This window comes from uncultured Gelidibacter sp., from assembly GCF_947500795.1.
Taxonomy (GTDB): Bacteria; Bacteroidota; Bacteroidia; order Flavobacteriales; family Flavobacteriaceae; genus Gelidibacter.
The window spans coordinates 38603-60104 of the sequence record NZ_CANMTE010000006.1 but is presented as its reverse complement, the minus strand read 5'-3'; the positions used below and the strand labels follow the sequence as shown (position 1 = coordinate 60104).

The following is a 21502-nucleotide window of genomic DNA, read 5'->3' as shown; positions in this document are numbered from 1 at the left end:
AGCGCCATGCTAAGAGACGTCATATCTTACGAATGGTTTACCATTTTTATGGTTTTGGGATTGATTTTCATCACCATTGCCAAGGTATCTTACACAAATCGGTTTATAGATTTTCTTGGCGTCTTCGGAAATTCAAAATACCTCAAAATTTACACAAAGGATCAAAAATTCATTGATGTCTTTGATGCGCTTCTATTTTTGAATCTCATTATTTCAATTTCAATTTTTGGATACCTTTCATTCTTAACTTTAGGAACTACGAAAACCTTTGAGTTAGCTGTGTTTTTGAAGTTTATTTTTGGTATTGGTACCCTCGCGCTTATAAAAATTTTAGCCGAACGACTTATAGGAAGTGTCTTCGAGATTGACCGATTAATTGATACCTATCTGTTTCAGAAAATCAGTTATAAAAATTTAACTGGCATTATTCTACTGCCCATTAACGCTCTGTTATTATACACATTACAGCCATCAGAACTAATTATTATGGCCGTAATTTTAATTCTACTGCTTATAAATATAGTCGGGTTTATCACCTCCTTTAAAATTCATCAAAAGACAGTGATTAACAACATATTCTATTTTATTTTGTATCTTTGCGCACTTGAAATTGGGCCTTATCTGATTTTGTATAAAATAATTGTAGAATATAAAGCTTAAAACCATCCCAAGCCTATGAAAGTGAAAACAATTTTAGTGTCACAACCTGAACCTAAAATCGAAAATTCGCCTTACTTTGATCTCCAAGAAAAGCAAAAAGTAAAGATTGACTTCCGCCCATTTATTCACGTAGAAGGTGTTCCTGCAAAAGACGTAAGACAACAAAAAATAGATTTAACGCAATACACTGCCATTATTTTAACGAGCAGAAATTCTGTCGATCACTTTTTTAGAGTGGCGGACGAAATGCGTTTTAAAGTTCCTGACACCCTTAAATATTTTTGTCAGAGTGAAGCCGTAGCGTTTTACCTTCAAAAATATGTGGTTTATAGAAAACGTAAAATTTATGTTGGTAAGCGAAACTTTGAAGATCTTTCTCCTTTAATTAAAAAATATAAAGATGAAAACTTCTTATTACCAACTACCGATAAATTAAAAGATGAGGTTCCGGCCACCCTTAATGCATTAAACATTAAGTGGAAAGAAGGTGTTTTTTACAAAACGGTTATCAGCGACTTATCTGATTTAGCAGATGTGTACTATGATATTTTAGTATTCTTCAGTCCTTCAGGGATTGAATCTTTGTTCCATAATTTCCCAGATTTTAAGCAAAACGACACCCGTATTGCTGTATTTGGAAATACTACAGCAAAAGCTGTTGAAGAACATGGATTACGCGTTGACATTTTGGCTCCGACACCTGAAACACCGTCTATGACTATGGCTTTGGAGAAGTACATCGAAAAGGTAAACAAAGGAAAATAATTTTTTTTACTAACAACTAAAAAAGGCGATTCAAATATTTGAATCGCCTTTTTCTATTTATATAATTTGTGGTTTAAAACGCGTAACGCTGTGGGCCACCTCTTCTGATTTCCTCACTCGCAATGCTTTCAAATTTCTTGAAGTTTTCTCGGAAAGAGTTTGCCAATTTAAAAGCTGTCGTATAGTAAGCCTGATCATCATTCCATGTTGTTCTTGGGCTCAACACTTCACTAGGAACTCCAGGACATGATCTTGGTTGTGCTACTCCAAATACAGAATGGATATGGTAATCTTCATAAGTGTAATCTTTTAAATCACCATTTAAGACCGCATTGATCATTGCTCTTGTGTACTTCAATTTCATTCTAGTACCTACACCGTAAGGACCGCCTGTCCAACCAGTGTTTACTAACCACACATTAACACCAGTCTCCTGTATTTTATTACTCAACATTTCTGCATATTTTGCAGGATGTAATGGCATGAAAGGTGCACCAAAACAAGCTGAGAAATTTGGAGTTGGTTCAACAACTCCGGCTTCAGTACCAGCAACTTTAGCAGTATAACCAGAAATGAAATGATATGCTGCTTGACTTGGTGTCAATTTAGAGATTGGAGGCAATACACCAAAAGCATCTGCCGTTAAAAAGAAGATATTTTTAGGATTCTCGCCAATCGATGGCATTACAGTATTGTCAATATGATCTAAAGGATAACTTACACGTGTATTTTGCGTGATAGAGATGTCTTCAAAATCGACGTTACCATCGGCATCCATGATGACATTCTCCAAAATTGCTCCTTTTTTAATCGCTTTAAAGATGTCTGGTTCATTCTCCTCACAAAGGTTGATTACTTTTGCATAGCATCCACCTTCAAAGTTGAATACCGCGTTTTCCTTTGTCCAACCGTGCTCATCATCTCCAATTAAACGTCTGCTAGGATCTGCAGATAAAGTTGTTTTTCCAGTTCCAGACAATCCGAAGAAGATAGCTGTGTCATTATCTTTACCAATGTTGGCACTACAGTGCATTGGTAATGTATTTTTAAATACTGGCAAGATGAAATTCAAGGCAGAAAAAATTCCTTTCTTAATCTCCCCAGTATAACCTGTTCCTCCAATAAGGGCGATTTTTCGAGTAAAATCTAAAATTGCAAAGTTATGTTGACGTGTTTTATCTACTGCAGGATCCGCCATAAATCCAGGTGCGTTTACAATAGTCCATTCTGGAGTAAAATTCTCCAATTCCTTTTCTGTTGGACGCAAAAACATATTATAAGCAAATTGATTGCTCCAAGCATACTCAGTAATAACCCTGATATTTAATTTGTATTTTTCATCTGCGCAAGCGTAGCTATCTCTTACAAAAACCTCTTTTCCTGAAAGATAATTTGTTACCTTATCGTACAATTTCTGAAAATCGTCCGGATCAAATGCAATGTTGATATTCCCCCACCACACACGGTCCTTAGTAACCTCATCTTTAACAATGAATCTATCCTGAGGCGAACGTCCAGTAAACTCTCCTGTGTTTACTGCCAACGCGCCAGAAGATGCTTCAACCCCTTGACCCTTAGCAATTGCGATGTCATGAAGTCTTTCTGGATGTAATTGGTAATGTACTTCGGCATTTTTAATACCGTACTCATCTAACGAAATCGATTTCGTAGTTTGGGTGTTATTGGCCATAATAATATTGTGTTGTTTGTGGCTACAAAATTAGCAATTATTTTAAAGTATGCACTTCTTTTTAAGAATTATAACGTTTCTCTTTTAAAAAAGAGACCATTATTAAAACCCAAGAAAGGATTAATAAAAGACCTCCAATTGGCGTTATAAATCCGATGCTTTTAAAGTTGATATTCGTGACCTCCATAGTGGCCAACCCGTAGATAGACCCTGAGAAAAACAGAATCCCAACCACTACCAAATAATAGATAATTGTCTTCGATTTTTCCTTGATAAAGGTAGTTGTCCCCACAAATAACAATAACAAAGCATGATACATTTGATAGCGCACGCCCGTTTCAAAGGTCTGCTGTGCTTCTACTGAAATCAATTGTTTTAAACCATGTGCCCCAAATGCGCCCAACGCTATGGCAATTATGCCAAAAATGGCTGCGGTTATTAAAATTGTTCTATTCATATATTTATATTAATGCCTACAATAACCAATAGTTATTTAGTAAATTCGTATTTGTAAAACACAAAACTACTCAAGAATTCCCATTATGCGAAAGATATTAGTCATAGGTTCAGGAAAATCTTCTTCTTACCTCATTAAATATTTACTAGAAAAATCGACCACTGAAAATTTACATATTATTATTGGCGATATAGATACCCAAAATGCAAATAAACTGATTAAAAACCACGAACATGCCCAAGCAATTACCTTAGATGTTTTTGACAATCAATCACGTCAAAACGCTATTGAAAATGCGGATATAGTCGTCTCCATGCTTCCTGCACGATATCATATTGAAGTTGCAAAAGACTGCATCACTTACGGCAAAAATATGGTGACCGCTTCTTACGTGAGTAAGGAAATGGAAGATCTTGACCAGGCTGCAAAAAACAAAGGCTTGGTGTTTATGAATGAAATTGGGGTAGATCCTGGTATTGATCATATGAGCGCCATGAAAGTTATTGACAGCATCAGGGCAAAAGGCGGAAAAATGGTGTTGTTTGAATCGTTTGCCGGCGGATTGGTAGCACCAGAAAGCGACAATAATCTATGGAACTATAAATTTACCTGGAACCCAAGAAATGTGGTTGTTGCCGGACAAGGTAGCGCGGCAAAATTTATCCAAGAAGGCAATTATAAATACATTCCTTACCACCGATTATTTAGAAGAACTGAATTTTTAGATGTGGATGGTTACGGCCGTTTTGAAGCGTATGCCAATAGAGATTCACTCAAATACCAAAGTGTTTATGGATTAGATCATATTAAAACACTTTATAGAGGCACGATGCGTCGCGTCGGATTTAGTAGAGCGTGGAATGTTTTTGTACAATTAGGAATGACTGACGACAGTTACACGATAGATGATAGTGAAAACATGAGCTATCGCGATTTCGTCAATGCGTTTTTACCTTATAGTACAACAGATTCTGTAGAGCTAAAGTTCCGACTATCGCTCAAAATTGATCAAGACGATATTATTTGGGAGAAATTTGAAGAATTAGACATTTTCAACCGACACAAAATGGTGGGCCTTAAAAAAGCTACTCCGGCAGAAATTCTGCAAAAAATATTGATGGACAGTTGGACGCTTCATGATGATGACAAGGACATGTTAGTGATGTATCACAAATTTGGATATGAACTAGATGGAAAAATGCATCAAATTGATTCTACAATGGTTGCCTTAGGCGAAGACATGACCTATACCGCCATGGCAAAAACTGTTGGATTGCCTGTAGCCATCGCTACATTAGCGATTTTAAATGGTAAGATTGTAACGCCTGGTGTTCAGATTCCGATCACTAAAGAAGTTTACGGACCAATTTTATCAGAATTGGAAGAGTTTGACATCAAGTTTACTGAAAAGGAAGTCCCTTATTTAGGCTACAATCCTTTAAACGCCTAAGAAAGTACAGTTCTAAAAAAGACGAAAACTTGATTATTACATTATAATAAACAAATGAGATTCCTGCATTGTAGGAAGTGCTTATGAAAATAGTAAATCAGAATATTCAAATTGATGGTATCGATAAGAAAATCCTTCGTGCCCTGATGGAAGATGCCAGAACTCCAATTTTAGAAATTGCGAGAAACGTTGGTATTTCGGGTGCTGCGATTCATCAACGTTTGAGAAAACTTGAAAAATCGGGATTGATATCGGGGTCTAAGTTTGTAATCAATCCGAAGATATTAGGCTATACCACGATGGCTTTTGTTGGAATTTATTTAGATAAGGCCATGAGCAATCCTGAAGCCGTAAAGCAGCTTCAAAAAATCCCTGAAGTATTGGAATGTCATTATACTACGGGAAACTGGAGTATTCTGATCAAAATTCTATGTAAGGATAATGAACATCTGATGCACTTGCTCAACAAGGAAATTCAATCTATTGCAGGTGTATCGCGAACGGAAACGTTTATCTCCTTAAATCAGCAGATTGATCGGCAAATTCAGATTTAAGAAACATTCTATTATAAAAAAACTCCTGAGATTTCAGGAGTTTTTTAATTATATGATGTTATCAAAATTTAATCTCTCGACATAAAAATCTGAAGCACATACCAAAACAGCAACATTAAAGATGCGAACAACCCTAAGGCCGCAGGAATATAATCGTCTGTTGAATATTTGTTCACTAAGTTGGAAGTTTGGTACAGAATTGAACCTCCTGCCAACAAACACATCCCTACAGAAAACCACAATCCTAAATTGAACCCGAATAAGGTTCCTGCAATGATTAATCCGATAGCTATAAAAAAACCAACGGTCAAACCTGTTTTAATAAACGAGAAATCTTTTTTAGTAACGAAGACTACTGCTGACAATCCCGTAAATAAGGCTAAGGTGACAATTGCTGCCTGATTTAAAATCTCCGGACCAGAATCCATATAAAATGCAGCAATGTAAATTAACGGCACAAAAATAAAGGCTTGCGCGAGAATGTAGAGTCCGTAAGCCAAGTATTGTTTGTTTTTATCTGGCGATTTCATGGTCATACGTTCCGCATAACTGGTAATAAACATAAAACCTCCCAACATAATCAACCACTTATAACCTTCCGTCATGGACAAGGCAAAATTTACAATTGTTTCACTTTGTAATTAGAGGTATTCAAAAATGATAAAAACCAAAACACCGCCAGCAACATGCCCGTAAGTTTTCTTATAAAAATCGACACGTTCAGCATCAGAAGTGTGCACCAATAATTTCGCGTCGAAACTATTAAAAGGACTATCAGTAGGTTGTTGTTCCATATATAAATGTGTTAGGTTAGAAAATAAAAATAAGCAAAAAAATAAACCGAACGACAACAATGTGCGTTCGGTTTTATTTCTAATATAGATTTATAAAATTAATCTCTGCCACCAAAAACTTGCATTGCCCAATACAATAGCGATGCTAAAGCACCAATTGCGGCAACCAAATAGGTTCTTGCAGCCCATTTAAGTGCATCTTCCGAGCCTTTATATTCTTCTGGAGTAACTATGTTTTTCGCTTTTAACCAAGCCAACGCTCTATTACTTGCGTCATATTCTACTGGCAACGTAATAAAACTAAATAAGGTAGCGAAGCCCATAAAGACCAAACCTGCAATGGCAATGTAATAGCCAAAACCTCCACCTGCAGCGGCACCAAGGACTAAACCTCCAATGACTAACCATTGTGACATTCCTGAAGTAACACTCACAACAGGCACCAATGCTGAACGCATTTTTAAAGCGCTATAAGCTTGTGCATGCTGAACCGCGTGTCCACATTCGTGAGCAGCCACGGCAGCTGCAGCCGCATTACGTTGTGAATACACAGATTCACTTAAGTTTACTGTTTTATTTGCAGGGTTATAATGGTCAGTTAATTGTCCTTTTACGGAAATAACTTCCACATCGCTGATACCATTGTCAGCCAACATTTGTTCAGCGATTTCTTTACCACTCATTCCATTTCTTAAATGGACTTGCGAGTATTTTTTGAACTTGCTTTTTAATTGGTTACTTACCAACCAGCTAATTAGTGCAATACCACCAATTAAAACCCAATAGCCCATACCTATTCCTCCCATATTATTATGTTTTAAAATTTAATTAAATATAACAAAAAGTACGCCAATATAACATGAGGTAATTTTGTCAGTTATTTTATTTTAGAGTGCTTTTAAAAAAATAGTCATCCTATTTTCTATAGCTAATTTAGACCACCTCGCCTACTGTTTCTATACTGAAACAAAAGCCACGCTTAGAGCATCTAACCTACAATATTCACGATTTTACCAGGAACGATTATTACTTTTTTAGGTGTTCGTCCTTCCAATTGCGCAATGGTTTTTTCGTGTGCCATGACCGTTTTTTCGATATCTTCCTTAGTCATGTCCATTGGCAATTCTAAAGTAAATTTCATTTTCCCATTAAAAGAGATTGGATAATTTTTACTGCTCTCCACCAAATGGCTCGCATCGAATTTTGGGAATGGCGCCGTCGCAATTGATTCGTTATGCCCTAATCGACTCCATAGTTCTTCCGCTATGTGAGGTGCGTAAGGCGATAACAGAATTAATAAGGATTCTAAAACGTCTTTGCTATTACATTTTTGAGCAGTCAATTCATTCACCGCGATCATAAATGTGGACACTGAGGTGTTGAACGAGAAGGTTTCGATATCCTCTTCAACCTTCTTAATAGTTTTATGAAGTGTTTTTAAGTTATCTTTTGTTGGCTCCTCATCAATAACATTTAAACCAGTGTCCCCGATATACAATTTCCAAAGTTTTTTAAGGAACCCGTGAACACCCGTAATTCCTGCTGTATTCCAAGGTTTTGCTTGTTCTAAAGGCCCAAGGAACATTTCATAAAGTCTCAAGCTGTCAGCGCCATATTGTTCGCAAATCGCATCAGGATTAACAACATTGTATTTGGATTTCGACATTTTTTCGACCTCCCTGCCTACTTTATAAACATCATTTCCGTCTTCGATTATCGTGTCATTCTCACCAATAAAAATAGCGTCTCTAAAATCTTCGCCATATTCTTCATCAGACTTTAACCCTTCAATATCCAACTCATCTGAAGCATTCACATATTGTACTTTAATATGAATCGCTGTCGGTTTAACATTATATCCTGTCTCTTTGGAAATATTATCAACATCTAAGCTTTCCTTTGCTAATTGAATGATTCTCTCATTTTGAAAATCTTTCTCGTTCATGATGTTATCATAAACAGATTTTGATAGGTATACATTAGTCGCTTTTGAAAAATCATCATTTTCAGTCGACGTCAAATCTACTCTATAAACAAAAGCACTCGTGCCCAAAATCATCCCTTGGTTGATTAGCTTTTTAAACGGCTCTTCAATACTTACAAAGCCTCTATCTTTTAAGAATTTTACCCAAAAACGAGAATATAATAAATGGCCTGTGGCGTGTTCGCTTCCTCCGATATATAAATCGACACTTTCCCAATAGTTTAATGCATCTTCACTAGCAAAAATGGCATCATTACTCGAGTCCATATATCTAAAGAAATACCACGAACTTCCTGCCCAACCTGGCATGGTGTTCAACTCCAATGGAAAAACAGTCGTGTTGTTCACTTTATCGTTGGCAACTACAGTATTGCTTTCCGTACACCAAGCCCAAACATCAGCACGTCCTAAAGGAGGTTCGCCGGTTTCAGTTGGCAAATATTTTTCAACTTCAGGCAAACGGATAGGCAAATGCTTTTTATCAATCATTTGCGGCATTCCGTTTACGTAATAGACCGGGAATGGTTCACCCCAATAACGCTGACGGGAGAAAACGGCATCACGCAACCTGTAATTGGTTTTACCTTCACCTTGATTTAGTTTCTCGAGTTCGGCAATAGCTTTCTTTGTAGCTTCTTTAAACGACAACCCTGTTAAGAAATCAGAATTGGCAATCACGACATTATCTTTAGCCGCATAAGCTTCTTCCGAGATATCTACACCTTCAAAAATATTAGGAATAGGAATGTTAAAGTGTTTTGCAAAATCATAGTCACGCTGGTCACCACATGGAACAGACATCACTGCTCCTGTTCCGTAACCTGCCAACACATAATCGCCAATCCACACTGGAATTGGCTCTTTAGTAAATGGATGTTCAGCATACGCACCTGTAAAAGCACCAGTAATAGTCTTAACATCCGCCATTCGGTCACGTTCACTACGTTTTGCAGTTGCCTTTATATAGGCTTCTACTTCCTCTTTTTGTTCGTCAGTTGTAATTTGAGCGACCAACTCATGTTCTGGCGCAAGTGTCATAAAACTCACACCAAAAATAGTATCAGGTCTGGTTGTAAATACCGGGATTTTATGAGAGGCATCAGACTTGCCATTAGGAATAACATTAAAAGTCACACTTGCTCCCACCGATTTTCCAATCCAGTTGCGTTGACTTTCTTTAAGTGAATCCGTCCAATCAATTTGGTCCAAACCTTGTAATAAACGCTCAGCATAAGCAGAAATGCGCATAGACCATTGGGTCATTTTTTTTCTAATTACAGGATGACCGCCACGCTCAGACACACCATTAACAATTTCATCATTTGCTAAAACAGTTCCTAAGGCTGGGCACCAGTTCACTTCCGTTTCTGCTAAATAAGTCAATCTATATTTCAGAAGAATTCCTTGTTTTTTCTCGGAAGAAAACGATTTCCAATCTGCTGCCGAAAAACTTTCGATATCATCATCACAAACCGCATTTACGTTCGCATTTCCTTCAGCATCAAAAACGGAAATCAATGTATCTATAGATTCGGCCTTATTCGTATCAATGTTATACCAAGACTCAAAGAGTTGGATAAAAATCCACTGCGTCCATTTATAATAAGATGGATCAGAAGTTCTGACTTCCCTACTCCAATCAAACGAAAATCCAATTTGATCTAATTGACGGCGATAGGTTTTGATATTTTCTTCAGTTGTAACTGCAGGATGCTGTCCTGTTTGAATAGCATATTGTTCCGCAGGCAACCCAAAACTGTCATAACCTTGAGGATGCAATACGTTGAAACCTTTATGGCGCTTGTAGCGTGCATAAATATCGCTCGCGATATAGCCTAACGGATGCCCAACATGTAACCCCGCACCACTTGGGTAAGGAAACATGTCCAAAACATAATATTTTGGTAAATCACTATTATTTTTGGCTTTAAACGTTTGGTTTTTCGCCCAATGGTCTTGCCATTTTTTCTCTATCTCGTTGAAATTGTAATTCATAATAATGCCTGCAATTACAGGTATTTTAGTTTACTTAATTTGTTTTCTATTGCTCATAGATTGTGATTCATTATGAGCTTCTAAATTTAATAATTCCGAGTTGTGTGATATAAATTCAACAATCCCACAACATGCCCCTGAAAAGGATCAATTTAGAGGCGCAAATTTAAGAATTAGAGCTTAAACAGCCTATTAAACAGTGGACAACTATTTAAAACAAAAAAAGCGCCATGAAAATTTCAAGACGCTTTATAAATTTATGTGTTATATTTTAGAATTTATATCCTACCGAGAACTGAAAAACACTGTTATTGAGATCGCCATATGCATTTGTAATCCCTAAATTATAACGTGCTTGGGCAAACACATTGTTTTTAAGGTCATATCCCAACCCTATATTTACTCCAAAATCAGCATTATTAGCGCCTGTATCTTTACCATTTATTAGAAAAGAATATTGCGGTCCTATGTCCATGCTTAAGGATTTCAAAGGAAAAAATTTTAACATTAAAGGTAAAGAAATATAATCTAAACTATTACTTCCACTGCTAGATCCTTGCCTAGAATACAGAAGTTCAGGTTGGGCACCAAATAGCCCTCTTCTAAAGACAAATTCTGTAACAAAGCCCACATGAAAATCCACCTTTCCAAGTCTTTCAGAATTTCCCCCGGTTAGATTTGCGAAGTTCATTCCCGCTTTAGCTCCAAAATTTACATCTTGTGCATTGCCATATTGGAAAAAACTTAATACTGCAAATACAGTAAGCACCATAATTTTATTCATAACAATCTGTTTTAAGAAATTGATTAGGTACTAAACTAAAAGATTAAAATATTATTGTTTTCCCCTATCAAGATCAAAAATATAAAATTTAAAGCTACATCATATTAATACTGTTCAGAATTCTGTTATTATACACTATCTCTTCAGCATTTATATAAAGTAACGCCATATTATAGCAGTATTGAAATTTTAAACGTTGTAAACCATATGGGAACAGATTTCTTTTATATTTTTACAACTTCAACTAAAATTGTATGAGTACATCTTTTGATAGGTATCAGAAACGCAAGTTAATTTCATCTTACTTCTCTGTGGTAATAAGCATCGCATTGGTCCTGTTTTTATTGGGCTGCTTGGGGCTTTTGGTTTTGAACGCCAAAAAAGTTGCTGACCACTTTAAAGAACAGGTGGTTGTAACCATCTATTTAAATGATTCTGCCAAAGAAGTTGAAGTCAACCAGCTCGAAAAAAGCTTGGCCATGGCAGAATACACAAAGAGCACAGAATATGTGTCTAAAGAAGCCGCTGCTGAGTCTATGAAAGCAGAAACAGGTGAGGATTTTATGGATTTTGTGGGCTATAATCCGTTGCAAAATTCAATCGACGTGCATTTAAAAGCCGATTATGTAACGACCGAAACCTTAACTTCCATTACTGATGAATTATCTGCTAAAAAATTCATTGAAGAAATTCGTTATGATAATGATTTGGTGGAATTGATGAACGACAATGTCAAAAAAATCACCTTTTGGGTATTGGTTATTAGTGCCATTTTTACGTTGATTGCCGTGTTACTCATCAATAGCTCGATTAGGTTGGCTGTTTATTCAAAACGTTTTATCATAAAAACCATGCAAATGGTTGGGGCTACAAAATCATTTATCCGAAGACCATTCATTTATAAAAGTGTGCAATTAGGAATAATTGGTGCCATTATCGCCTTAATAGGTATGGGCATTGTGTTGTATTATCTCAACCAAACCTTTGCAGAGCTACAATTATTATCAAACCCAATACTTCTTGGAAGTCTGTTTGCCGCTATATTTCTTTTAGGAATTCTTATTACTTGGATTAGCACTTTTATTGCAACACAACGCTTCTTGAATTTGAAAACAGATGCTTTGTATTATTAAATAAAGAGTTCAATAAAAAAACTCTCCAGTTTACATTTCTGAATTTTCGAAATTCTCGGTAAAACCCAAGTATTTAGATACTATTAACGAAAAGTTTTAAATAAAACCGTTAATTTGCATCCTATTATTATTGCAATTGTCATGGGAGAAAAAAAACGCAAACAAAGCGCTAATAACAATTTTATTTTCGGGAAGAAAAACTACAAATTCATGCTTATTGGCTTGGGTATAATAGCACTTGGCTTCATCCTAATGTCAGGTGGTGGTAGTGATGATCCCAATGTTTTTAATCCTGAGATTTTCAATTGGAGACGTATCCGTTTGGCACCAACATTAGTGTTAATAGGATTTGGCGTTCAGATATATGCCATTTTACTCAACCCGAATAAGGACGAATCTCCAAAGGCATAATCTTTCCACTATAACTATTTTCCTGATTTCATAAATTTGGAATCTCAAAATACACACCCAACTACCTTATGGATTTATTAGAAGCTATAATTTTAGGCATAGTACAAGGTCTTACAGAATTCTTACCTGTATCTTCCAGCGGCCATTTAGAGATTGGAAAAGCAATTTTAGGCGACAATTTTGAACCTAAAGAAAGTTTACTTTTTACAGTTGTACTTCACTTTGCGACGGCATTAAGCACCATTGTTGTGTTTAGAAAAGATATTTGGAGTCTTCTTAAAGGAATTTTCAAATTTGAATGGAATGACGACCTCCAATTTGCTGCTAAAATTGTGCTATCCATGATTCCTGCCGTGTTTATCGGGTTGTTTTTTGAAGAAGAATTAGAATCACTTTTTGGCGGAAATATTCTGTTTGTAGGCTGTATGTTATTAGTTACAGCAGTGCTTTTATTTTTAGCGGATAAAGCGAAAGACACTGACAAAAAAGTAAGTTTCAGCAATGCATTTGTGATAGGTATTTCTCAAGCGATTGCAATGTTACCTGGAATTTCACGTTCTGGGGCAACGATTTCAACATCAGTTATTTTAGGTAATGACAAAAGCAAAGCCGCACGTTTTTCGTTTTTGATGGTCGTTCCATTAATCTTAGGTAAAATGGCAAAAGACGCTTTAAGTGGCGAAATATCTTTTGAAAGTTCGGCTTCCCTACCTTTATTAGTTGGTTTTATAGCAGCTTTCATTTCAGGACTATTCGCTTGTACGTGGATGATTCAACTCGTTAAAAAAAGCAAACTGACCTACTTCGCAATTTACTGCGTAGTTGTTGGGTTAATTGCAATTATCTTTTCACTTTATAACAACTAATGGTAACATCTGAAGAGTATCTGTCTGGACAAGTTTTATTAATTAACAAGCCGCTTCATTGGACTTCTTTCCAAGTGGTTAACAAATTGCGTTGGGAAATTAGGCGCGCCTTCAATATCAAAAAAATAAAAGTTGGACATGCAGGAACTTTAGATCCTTTGGCAACTGGCTTATTAGTGATTTGCACGGGCAAAATGACCAAAAATATTGATAGTTTTCAAGCTCAAATCAAGGAATATACCGGAACTATCGTTCTTGGGAGTACAACACCTTCCTACGATTTAGAAACAGAAGTTGATCAAACTTTTCCTACAGAACATTTAACTGAAGAATTAATTCGTAATGCTACTCAAGAATTTATTGGTGAAATTTCCCAGTTCCCACCAGTTTTTTCTGCACTCAAACAAGATGGAAAACGTCTGTACGAATTTGCTAGAGCTGGCGAAGCTGTAGACATTCCGTCACGACAAGTACATATTTCAGAATTTGAAATCACACGTATTGACAATTTAGAAGTCGATTTTAGAGTAGTATGTAGCAAAGGCACCTATATTAGATCTTTGGCAAACGATTTTGGAAAAGCACTACATTCTGGCGCTCATTTATCGGCCTTGAGACGCACTAAAATTGGAGATTTTGACGTAACTAATGCAGTAAGTGTTGAAAACTTCATAGAAGCGCTGCCTTCGGAATAATTATTGCTCATTAAACTTAGGGTTGGTCATTGAACCATTGATGTCAAGTTTATAAATTTGAAACTAAGAACTCTAGATTTCAACAGAAAACGCATCAACATCAACTATGAACAGAAGCTCGCTAGCTTTTGTGTCTATTTACCGTTTATGGTTTTTCGATCTTTTTTCCCTATTTTGACGTATATATTCATGCAGCACATTAAAACTTTATAAAAAATCTTCTTTGGAATTTATAGAAAAACATAAAGCTCTAATCATAACCACACTCATCAGTGGCACACTCGTCCTTGCTATGTTTGCCATTGGCATTAAAAAACATGCAGATGTAGTGGCTGAAAGTTATTATGAATTACCGCCACCTCCAACGCCCGAGGAACAAAAGATTCTGGAGGAAATGGCTATGAATGATCCTAATATTTCCGAAACCAACAAAGCGTATAATTCTGCCAATGATTTTAAGGAAATCATGAAGAATTTTAAGTCGGTGAACACCAATGAACAGAACGAAGATTCTAAACAAACAGAAACCGAAGACACTGAAACCCCGGAAGAAGTTACAGATGTCAAAAACACAACATCCGTAGAAGACCATTCGATTACTGAAAACGAACTTTCATCATACAGTAAAATCAATAATGTCATTGCAATGCGCTCTGCAAAGAAGCGTGAATCTGCGAAATCAAACGGAAATAATTCTACCAATAAATTAGCTAATAATTCTTCTGTTAACACTAACAGTAGTGTCTCCTATAGTTTAGTAAATCGCAAAGACAAACATTTGCCACCGCCCGTATATTTATGCGAGGACAGTGGAAAAGTGGTCATTAATATTACGGTCAACGCTTCTGGGGAAGTCATCGATGCCTACGTAAACAACGCTTCTACATCAAAAAACGCCTGTTTAGTGGATAGTGCCTTACAATATGCAAATGAGGCGCGCTTTAGTCCAGATGCCTCTAAAGCAAAACAGATTGGTTCTATAACCTACTATTTCAAAGGAAAGAATTAACATCGGCATTAAGCACAATTAAAAAAAGGAATTCTCACCTCCATGTGGAAGGTTAAAACTCCTTTTTTAGCTCTTCAAGTTTTAAATTGAATTCTAGGAAACTCCTAAAACAATCAATAAGTCGGCAATTGTATTTTGCCCTTTATCTTTATTGTACCATCCTTGTAAGAGTTCTTTAAGCTCTTCAGTGATTCCACCGTGCTCTTTAATATAAGCTTCAATCAAATGAGTCGCACCAGTTGGTCTTGGCCCAAAAGTATTCAGAACTTCACCTGAAAGATTATCAATCATGATCAATTTAGGAATTGATTTCCCTCCATTAGTCAAAAACAGTTGCATTAATTCATCATTTTCGTCACGTAACACCAATTTCAAATCGATATTAGGGTTTAATTCGGCTACTTTGTTGATTACAGGAATAACGTGTGCCGCATCGCCGCACCAACTCTCCGTAAGTACCAACCACGTCACATCTTCCTTAAATGCTGAAATTTTTACTTGATCTTCAGCTGAAACTTTCAGAGTCTTATCCCAACGTTTCATACGTTGCTCATTTAATGCGGTGTAACCTACAAGGTTCTCACTTTTATCCAGACCTGTAGTGGACTTATTTTCTACTAACTCGCTCATTAATGAACGGTATGCAGCGTAAGACATACTCTTATTTATACTGGCTTTTAAGACGCTATTGATGTTTTGTGTAAATGTATCCATAACTATAATTTTATCAAATTTAACTCAATTTGTAACATTCTTGAGCAACAGTTGTTACATTAGTAGCATTAAACAAAATACCTTACAAAATGGGAAAACAGAGATGTGGTTGGTGTAAAGGTGATGCGCTTTATGAGCATTATCATGATACAGAATGGGGAGTTCCTGTTAAAGATGATGCCACGCTTTTTGAATTTTTAATTTTGGAAACCTTTCAAGCAGGTTTAAGTTGGATAACCATTTTACGAAAAAGGGAAAATTTCAGAGCTGCCTTTGATAATTTTGATTATAAGAAAATAGCAACCTACAAACAGGATAAAATAGACAGTCTGCTTCAAGATGCAGGCATTATCAGAAACAAATTAAAGGTACATTCGGCAGTAACCAACGCACAGGCATTTATAAAAGTTCAAGAGGAATTTGGCTCTTTCTCTAAATATATTTGGGGTTTTGTTGATGGAAAACCAATAAAAAATGAGGTCAAAAACTATAAGGAAGCACCGCCAACTACAGCATTGAGTGACGCCATTAGTAAAGATTTAAAAAAACGAGGGTTTAAGTTTGTGGGCTCCACAGTTATTTATGCGCACATGCAGGCTACAGGAATGGTCAATGATCATGAGGTGAATTGTTTTAGATATAACGAAATTCAATAATCAGAACATTTTATTTTTTGATTTCAGTATTCATGATTTCCACCAAGAAAATTTAAAAACTCCTTACGCTCAATTTCCTCTGCGCCCAAACTTTCTAAATGATTGGTGTACACTTGACAATCAATCAATTTATAATTCGAATTTTGAATAAAAGTGATAAACGCCACTTTGCTCGCATTGCTAACTTTTGCAAACATACTTTCGCCACAAAAAACACCATTCCCCAAATCCACGCCATACAAACCGCCAACTAATTGGTTGTTTTGCCAGACTTCAACAGATTTTGCATATCCAAGATGATGGAGTTTTGTGTAAGCAGCAATCATATCATCCGTAATCCACGTGCCCGCTTGGCCTGGTCGATATGCATTAGAACATTCCGTAATAACCGCCTCAAAAGCCTTATTAACGGTGACGGTAAAATCTTTGTTCCTTAGTATTTGGCGCATACTTTTGGAGACTTTTAATCGGTCAGGAAACAACACAAATCTAGGGTTTGGAGACCACCATAAAATGACCTCATCGTCATCAAACCAAGGAAAAATGCCACTTTTATAAGCAAGTAATAGCCGTTCTACAGACAAATCGCCACCAATTGCCAACAAGCCTTCTGAAGAAGCTTTGGACACATCTGGAAACTCGAGTTTATCTGAAAGTAAAACCATTCAATTAATCTTTTTCAATGTTAAATATCACAAAAAAACCTCAACGTTTATAGCATTGAGGTTTTTTATAATTTTTCTACTTCCGAACATCTCAACAAGCTCAATGTTCAGGAAAGTGAATTTCTTATGATTTAGAACGGTAGATCGTCGTGATCTTCTTCGTTTAAATCGTTTGCTGGTTGAAACGCTTGAGCAGGAGCAACAGGAGGCATTCCACCACCAGAAGCATCTTCTTGTACGCTTTCAATACGCCATCCTTGGATAGAGTTAAAGTATTTAGTTTCACCTTGTGGGTTTACCCATTCTCTACCTCTCAAATTGATGCTCACTTTTACATTCTGACCAACTTGGTAGTTGTTTAACAAATCTGTCTTATCTTGTACGAACTCTACCATTATATGCTGAGGATATTGCTCTTCTGTAGTCACTACCACTTCTCTTTTTCTGAACCCATTGCTTCCAAAAGTTTGGGTTTCTCCTACCATTTTGATTTTTCCTTGTACTTCCATTTGACTATTTTTTATTTCTATTCTAATTACTATTCTTTATTCTACTTATTGTGAAGCGTGCTTTATAATTCCATTAAGAAAGCAACAACTTCCACGCACTGTCAACATCGCCATAACTCAGATAATTCTGCGCCATTTTGTGCTTTTCTCTATGGGTCATCTCTTTAATGTTCCCATGATGTTCTCCAATATTTTTTACAAATTCAGAAATGGCTTCAGCAGTTGGAAGGGCTTCAACATTACCCAACATTCCTAAATCATTCCCAGTAAAAATCATACTGTTCTTAATCTCTTCTGGCATTGCATCAATTCCTATACCAAGTGTTTGCAATGGTTTTGGAATTTGAAAAAAACCATTTTTAGCACGGTTGTAATAACTTCCGCCAGCTCTCGCCACCAAATCCAATTTTTCTTGATTGATTACTTGGTTCTCATCCAAAACATCTCTAGAAATATGAATCTTTACAACTTCACAGATCACCAAATTACCAGCACCACCTTCGGTCCCTAATTTGATTATTTCATTAACCTTGCACTCCATTTGAATTGGCGATTCTGCAACTCTAAATGGTTTTACAAGATCTGAACGCAACATGGTCAACCCAGCCTTTTCAAATTCGTTAACGCCTTTTGCATACTCCGTACTACTTAAAGAAGCTTGGTGTACCAAATCATAATTAACAACATTAATCACCACCTCTTTTGTAGCTTCCACATTGTCTAACGTATGCTTCACACTATTATCCCTTACCCGTCTTGCAGGCGAAAAAATGAGGATTGGCGGGTTAGCGCTAAACACATTAAAGAAACTAAAAGGCGATAAATTCGGATTCCCATCCTCATCTACTGTACTTGCAAACGCTATTGGTCTTGGCGCCACTGCACTCAATAAATAGCCATGTAATTTACCCGTAGAGAGGTCTTTAGGATCAAATGTTATCATCTAAAAATATTATGAGATGCAAATGTAACCATATTGTTAAACCTATAAAAATGAATTTGGGCAAGAATCAAACAATAATATCAACATAATTACATTACTTAAATAGCGTTCTAAAATTATAGCTTAAAAGTTTTCCCATTTGCTGATTTCTTTAAGTATATTTAAAATAACTAATGCATTGATGTCTTACACTATGAACCGAAATATTTTACGGTGGATTATTATTTCTTCGTCTTTTATCATTATTTCTTTAATTCTGTGGAATACCTATATCTTTTTCCAAAATTTTAAGGCCGAAGAACGCATCAAAATGCAAAATTGGTCTTTTGCTCAATCTGAATTATTAAAATCTGACACCGATGAAAATGTAGATCTTACCTTAAAAATATTAGGAAGCAACAACACCACTCCAATGTTGGCCATTTATAAAGATGGAAGCTTAGGAACCTATAATAATATTGACAAAAAGCAAGTAGAGGATTCTGTTAAAGTCAACAATCTCATCGAAAAATTTAAGAGTGAAAATAATCCCATTGATGTCTACTTTGATAAAGAGATTTATTACACTATTTACTACGGAAACTCTCCGCTCATCAATAAACTCAAATACTATCCTTTAGCATTATTACTTATTATTGTATTGTTTGCTGCAGTGGTTTACTTTTTCTATCGCAGTACTAAAACAGCCGAACAAAACAAATTATGGACCGGAATGGCAAAGGAAACAGCGCATCAAATAGGCACACCATTATCTTCTTTAGTGGGATGGACCGAAATATTACGTTCGGAAGATGTCAATCCGTCGTATCTTTTGGAAATTGAAAAAGATATTTCGCGCCTTCAGACCATCACTGAACGGTTCAGCAAAATTGGTTCCGTTCCCACACTTAAAAAAGCGGATATTGTTCAGGAAACCGTCGATTCTTACGAATATTTAAAAGCGCGTTCCAGTGATTTGATCAATTTTGAAATCCATGCGCCTGAACATCCAATTTATGTTGCTCTCAATCCACAATTATATAGTTGGACCATTGAAAATTTAGTGAAAAACGCGATTGATGCGATGAGAGGTAAAGGCGATTTGAAAGTGACCGTATCAGAACACGATAAGCACGTCAAAATTACCGTAACAGACTCAGGAAAAGGACTTCCAAAAAGTTTGTATTCTAAAATTTTCGAACCTGGTTTTACGAGTAAAAAACGCGGTTGGGGATTAGGACTTTCTTTAGCAAAACGAATTGTCGAAGATTATCACGATGGTAAAATAAAAGTGCTGCATTCAGAAATCAATAAAGGCACAACCATGGAAATTTCATTAAAATTAATTGCGTAAATTTGGCCCATGGAAGAAAAATTTTTCACGTTGAGGGAGGTCGAATTAAACAATAATTGTCCCGAATGTTATTCCAGAGATGGATTGCAATTGACTTTTAAACAGCGTTTTATTGAAAATTCTTTTTATAGAGCGATTTCAAAAGAAACGGCTCATTCCTTATTTTGCAAAGTGTGTGAAACTCCAATTTTTCCAGCACGATGGACGGATGATATTGAAAGGGTTTTTGAATATCAACAACGCGCTTCATCACCAAAACCAACATCGTTTAAACTAAAAACCATGTCTTGGGTTTTGATTTTAGCCTTAGCTATTCTTCTGATAGTAGTTACGCTTTTCTTTTTAGGAATTTTTGATACAATAAATTTATAAGCGGTCGGATATTTTCTTGGCAATCGCTTCAAATTCTTCCTTTTCCAAACTCACTTTGCTTGTAAAACGGATGTCTTCCATGGTATGCAACGGAATGAGATGCACGTGAACGTGAGGCACTTCCAAACCTACAACGGACATACCCACACGCTTGCAAGGCACAGCCTTTTTTAAAGCGATGGCAACACTCCTTGAGAATTCCATTAAACCAATATAAGTTGGCTCATCCAAGTCGAACAATTGGTCTACTTCAATTTTAGGAATACAAAGCGTATGGCCTTGTGTATTTGGATTTACATCTAAAAATGCTAGATAATCTTTTGTTTCAGCAACTTTGTAGCATGGAATTTCACCATTCACTATTTTTGTAAATATGGATGCCATCTTTATTTATTTTCTCTATTGTTCATAAATATAAAAAGAAAATTCCTGTTAGATAGCATCTTAACAGGAATGTTACCGTTTATATTTTTAGAGTTATTTCAGAACATTTTTATAGATTCCGATTCACCTGAACTACAGGTTTCAACTTCTATTTATCTTGATATTTCTAAGACGTCAAATTTGATGATACCATTTGGCACTTGAATATCTGCTACTTCACCTACGGATTTACCCAAAAGGCCTTTCCCAATAGGAGAATTTACAGAGATTTTGCCTGAAGCCAAATCTGCTTCACCATCAGCCACCAAAGTATAGGTCATTTCCATACCATTAGTTTGGTTTCTTATTTTAACTTTAGAAAGCACCAAAGCTTTGGAACTGTCTAATTGCGATTCATCAATCAATCGTGCATTCGACAATGTTTCCTCAAGTTTGGATATTTTCATTTCCAACATGCCCTGAGCTTCTTTGGCTGCATCATATTCAGCATTTTCACTTAAATCGCCCTTATCTCTTGCTTCACCAATCGCTTGTGACGCTTTTGGACGCTCTACGTCTTTTAAATAACTGAGTTCATCCCTCAATTTCTTTAATCCTTCTGCAGTGTAATAAGATACTTTACTCATAATTCTTTCGTTTTACTGTATATAAAATATGCTGAAACCCCGTTGTGGGAAAC

At 36.1% G+C, this 21502-nt stretch carries 25 protein-coding genes; 12 read left to right on the top strand and 13 right to left on the bottom strand.

Annotated features, from left to right (window positions below; translation table 11 throughout):
• Positions 1-6: 6 nt before the first annotated feature.
• Positions 7-660, top strand: a complete 654-nt coding sequence (locus Q0947_RS13265) for a DUF4271 domain-containing protein (protein WP_299398558.1) — start codon at positions 7-9, stop codon at positions 658-660.
• A 15-nt stretch (positions 661-675) separates the two neighbouring features.
• Complete coding sequence (locus Q0947_RS13260) at positions 676-1425, top strand: uroporphyrinogen-III synthase (RefSeq protein WP_299398555.1); 750 nt, start codon at positions 676-678, stop codon at positions 1423-1425.
• A gap of 73 nt (positions 1426-1498) precedes the next feature.
• Here Q0947_RS13260 and pckA read toward each other — a convergent pair whose 3' ends face one another.
• Both pckA and Q0947_RS13250 read right to left on the bottom strand, forming a co-directional pair.
• The gene (pckA, locus tag Q0947_RS13255) at positions 1499-3115 is read right to left on the bottom strand and encodes a phosphoenolpyruvate carboxykinase (ATP) (protein ID WP_299398549.1); all 1617 of its coding nucleotides are present in this window, start codon (positions 3113-3115) and stop codon (positions 1499-1501) included.
• A 61-nt stretch (positions 3116-3176) separates the two neighbouring features.
• Positions 3177-3572, bottom strand: a complete 396-nt coding sequence (locus tag Q0947_RS13250; protein ID WP_299398545.1) for a DUF423 domain-containing protein — start codon at positions 3570-3572, stop codon at positions 3177-3179.
• 85 nt (positions 3573-3657) lie between these two features.
• Between Q0947_RS13250 and Q0947_RS13245 the strand changes: the two genes are divergently transcribed.
• Positions 3658-5022, top strand: coding sequence for a saccharopine dehydrogenase C-terminal domain-containing protein (locus Q0947_RS13245; protein ID WP_299398540.1), 1365 nt, complete (start codon positions 3658-3660; stop codon positions 5020-5022).
• Between the two features lie 83 nt (positions 5023-5105).
• Entirely contained in the window at positions 5106-5576 is a 471-nt protein-coding gene (locus Q0947_RS13240) for an Lrp/AsnC ligand binding domain-containing protein (protein ID WP_246925322.1), read from the top strand.
• A gap of 68 nt (positions 5577-5644) precedes the next feature.
• Here Q0947_RS13240 and Q0947_RS13235 read toward each other — a convergent pair whose 3' ends face one another.
• The 5 genes from Q0947_RS13235 to Q0947_RS13220 all read right to left on the bottom strand — a co-directional run bounded on the left by Q0947_RS13235 (position 5645) and on the right by Q0947_RS13220 (position 11133).
• Positions 5645-6181 (bottom strand): Bax inhibitor-1 family protein, encoded by a 537-nt coding sequence (locus Q0947_RS13235; protein ID WP_366915506.1) that lies wholly within the window; start codon positions 6179-6181, stop codon positions 5645-5647.
• Positions 6182-6217: 36 nt separating this feature from the next.
• The gene (locus tag Q0947_RS15205; protein ID WP_366915505.1) at positions 6218-6370 is read right to left on the bottom strand and encodes a hypothetical protein; all 153 of its coding nucleotides are present in this window, start codon (positions 6368-6370) and stop codon (positions 6218-6220) included.
• Between the two features lie 98 nt (positions 6371-6468).
• Complete coding sequence (locus Q0947_RS13230) at positions 6469-7161, bottom strand: zinc metallopeptidase (RefSeq protein ID WP_299398742.1); 693 nt, start codon at positions 7159-7161, stop codon at positions 6469-6471.
• A 197-nt stretch (positions 7162-7358) separates the two neighbouring features.
• Positions 7359-10349 (bottom strand): class I tRNA ligase family protein, encoded by a 2991-nt coding sequence (locus Q0947_RS13225; RefSeq protein WP_299398533.1) that lies wholly within the window; start codon positions 10347-10349, stop codon positions 7359-7361.
• A 271-nt stretch (positions 10350-10620) separates the two neighbouring features.
• Entirely contained in the window at positions 10621-11133 is a 513-nt protein-coding gene (locus Q0947_RS13220; RefSeq protein WP_299398529.1) for a porin family protein, read from the bottom strand.
• 254 nt (positions 11134-11387) lie between these two features.
• On the opposite strand from Q0947_RS13220, the gene Q0947_RS13215 reads away from it, so the two are divergent.
• The 5 genes from Q0947_RS13215 to Q0947_RS13195 all read left to right on the top strand — a co-directional run bounded on the left by Q0947_RS13215 (position 11388) and on the right by Q0947_RS13195 (position 15247).
• Positions 11388-12266, top strand: coding sequence for a permease-like cell division protein FtsX (locus Q0947_RS13215; RefSeq protein ID WP_299398524.1), 879 nt, complete (start codon positions 11388-11390; stop codon positions 12264-12266).
• Between the two features lie 141 nt (positions 12267-12407).
• Positions 12408-12677 carry a DUF3098 domain-containing protein gene (locus tag Q0947_RS13210; RefSeq protein WP_299398521.1) on the top strand — a complete coding sequence of 90 codons (270 nt, stop codon included), beginning with the start codon at positions 12408-12410 and terminating at the stop codon, positions 12675-12677.
• A 68-nt stretch (positions 12678-12745) separates the two neighbouring features.
• Positions 12746-13543 (top strand): undecaprenyl-diphosphate phosphatase, encoded by a 798-nt coding sequence (locus Q0947_RS13205; RefSeq protein WP_299398517.1) that lies wholly within the window; start codon positions 12746-12748, stop codon positions 13541-13543.
• A complete protein-coding gene (truB, locus tag Q0947_RS13200; protein WP_299398514.1) occupies positions 13543-14238 on the top strand; it encodes a tRNA pseudouridine(55) synthase TruB in 696 nt (231 codons plus the stop codon). The genes Q0947_RS13205 and truB overlap by 1 nt, the downstream gene beginning before the upstream one ends.
• 223 nt (positions 14239-14461) lie before the next feature.
• Positions 14462-15247: an energy transducer TonB gene (locus Q0947_RS13195; protein ID WP_299398511.1), complete on the top strand. Its 786-nt coding sequence runs from the start codon at positions 14462-14464 to the stop codon at positions 15245-15247.
• Between the two features lie 93 nt (positions 15248-15340).
• Here the strand turns inward: Q0947_RS13195 and Q0947_RS13190 are convergent, their stop codons facing one another.
• Entirely contained in the window at positions 15341-15961 is a 621-nt protein-coding gene (locus Q0947_RS13190) for a thioredoxin family protein (protein WP_299398508.1), read from the bottom strand.
• An 89-nt stretch (positions 15962-16050) separates the two neighbouring features.
• Here Q0947_RS13190 and Q0947_RS13185 point away from each other — a divergent pair, with 89 nt between their 5' ends.
• Positions 16051-16617, top strand: a complete 567-nt coding sequence (locus Q0947_RS13185; protein WP_299398505.1) for a DNA-3-methyladenine glycosylase I — start codon at positions 16051-16053, stop codon at positions 16615-16617.
• Between the two features lie 23 nt (positions 16618-16640).
• Here Q0947_RS13185 and aat read toward each other — a convergent pair whose 3' ends face one another.
• From aat to Q0947_RS13170, 3 genes are all read right to left on the bottom strand, one after another.
• A complete protein-coding gene (gene aat, locus Q0947_RS13180; RefSeq protein WP_299398501.1) occupies positions 16641-17282 on the bottom strand; it encodes a leucyl/phenylalanyl-tRNA--protein transferase in 642 nt (213 codons plus the stop codon).
• A gap of 131 nt (positions 17283-17413) precedes the next feature.
• Entirely contained in the window at positions 17414-17791 is a 378-nt protein-coding gene (locus Q0947_RS13175; protein ID WP_299398498.1) for a DUF3127 domain-containing protein, read from the bottom strand.
• A gap of 73 nt (positions 17792-17864) precedes the next feature.
• Entirely contained in the window at positions 17865-18734 is an 870-nt protein-coding gene (locus Q0947_RS13170) for a flavin reductase family protein (RefSeq protein ID WP_299398495.1), read from the bottom strand.
• Between the two features lie 181 nt (positions 18735-18915).
• Here Q0947_RS13170 and Q0947_RS13165 point away from each other — a divergent pair, with 181 nt between their 5' ends.
• Both Q0947_RS13165 and Q0947_RS13160 read left to right on the top strand, forming a co-directional pair.
• Positions 18916-20067: a HAMP domain-containing sensor histidine kinase gene (locus tag Q0947_RS13165; protein ID WP_299398492.1), complete on the top strand. Its 1152-nt coding sequence runs from the start codon at positions 18916-18918 to the stop codon at positions 20065-20067.
• Between the two features lie 9 nt (positions 20068-20076).
• A complete protein-coding gene (locus Q0947_RS13160) occupies positions 20077-20439 on the top strand; it encodes a hypothetical protein (RefSeq protein ID WP_299398489.1) in 363 nt (120 codons plus the stop codon).
• Here the strand turns inward: Q0947_RS13160 and Q0947_RS13155 are convergent.
• Positions 20434-20823, bottom strand: coding sequence for an HIT family protein (locus Q0947_RS13155; protein WP_299398486.1), 390 nt, complete (start codon positions 20821-20823; stop codon positions 20434-20436). The genes Q0947_RS13160 and Q0947_RS13155 overlap by 6 nt on opposite strands.
• A 152-nt stretch (positions 20824-20975) precedes the next feature.
• Positions 20976-21449 (bottom strand): transcription elongation factor GreA, encoded by a 474-nt coding sequence (gene greA, locus Q0947_RS13150; protein WP_299398482.1) that lies wholly within the window; start codon positions 21447-21449, stop codon positions 20976-20978.
• Between the last annotated feature and the right edge of the window lie 53 nt (positions 21450-21502).